This is a genomic window from Ideonella sp. B508-1 (genome assembly GCF_000333615.1).
Classification (GTDB): Bacteria; Pseudomonadota; Gammaproteobacteria; order Burkholderiales; family Burkholderiaceae_C; genus Ideonella.
The window spans coordinates 1-975 of the sequence record NZ_BADL01000232.1 but is presented as its reverse complement, the minus strand read 5'-3'; the positions used below and the strand labels follow the sequence as shown (position 1 = coordinate 975).

The following is a 975-nucleotide window of genomic DNA, read 5'->3' as shown; positions in this document are numbered from 1 at the left end:
CTGTTCATGCTGGGCATGCTGGGCTACTACGTCTACTACTTCATCCACCACATGCATGTGGATGAGCAGGCCGAGCAGGCCCGCCTGGCCGCCGCCCGCAAGTGAGTTGACGTGGCCGGTCGCCGACCGGCTCAGGCAGAGGCTTCGTCTTCTGCCGCCAGTTGCTGCAGTTCGACCAGACGGCGGTAGATGCCGCCGTCCCGGGCCATCAAGGCCTCGTGCGGGCCCAGTTCCGCCACCCGGCCCTGCTGCAGCACCACGATGCGGTCGGCGTCGCGGATGGTCGACAGCCGGTGGGCGATCGAGATGATCGTCAGCTGGCCATGCAGCGCGGCGAGTGCCCGCTGCACCACCTGTTCGGTTTCGCTGTCGATGTGCGAGGTGGCCTCGTCCAGCAGCAGGATGCGCGGTCGCACCGCCAGCGCACGGGCGATGGCCAGCAGCTGCTTTTCGCCCACCGCCAGGCGGGCACCGCCTTCACCCAGCACCGTGTCGTAACCCTGCTCCAGCCGGGCGATGAAGCCCGCGGCACCGGCGGCTATGGCGGCGGACTGGATCTGGGCGTCGCTCAAGGGCCGGCCCATGGCGATGTTCTCGCGCACCGTGGCGGCCAGCAGGAAGGGTTCCTGCGGCACCAGCCCCACCGCGTCGCGGAAGGCCTCTTCGTCCAGCGAGGCGATGGGCTGACCATCGATGCACAGCGCCCCCTGGCTGACCGGGTAGAAGCGCAGCAGCAGCGACAGCAGCGTCGACTTGCCGCTGCCGGTGGGGCCGACGATGCCGATGAACTCTCCCGGCGCGATGTGCAGATCCACCTCGCGCAGCACCGGTGTGCCCTGACCGTAGGCAAAGCTCAGCCGGCGGATGTTCACCTCACCGGCCGTCACCCGGCCCTGGGCCTGCGGGCGCGCGGCCTGGGCCTCCTCCAGCAGGGTGTTGACCCGGGCCGCGGCGATCACCGCCTGCGCAGTGCGA

General features: G+C 69.8%; 2 protein-coding genes. One reads left to right on the top strand and one right to left on the bottom strand.

Annotation, left to right across the window (positions count from 1 at the left end; genetic code table 11):
* Positions 1–6: 6 nt before the first annotated feature.
* The gene (locus I73_RS34835; protein ID WP_374701952.1) at positions 7–105 is read left to right on the top strand and encodes a hypothetical protein; all 99 of its coding nucleotides are present in this window, start codon (positions 7–9) and stop codon (positions 103–105) included.
* A 26-nt stretch (positions 106–131) separates the two neighbouring features.
* Here the strand turns inward: I73_RS34835 and I73_RS09830 are convergent.
* On the bottom strand, positions 132–975 hold an 844-nt coding region (locus I73_RS09830; RefSeq protein ID WP_022980452.1), incomplete at its 5' end, for an ABC transporter ATP-binding protein.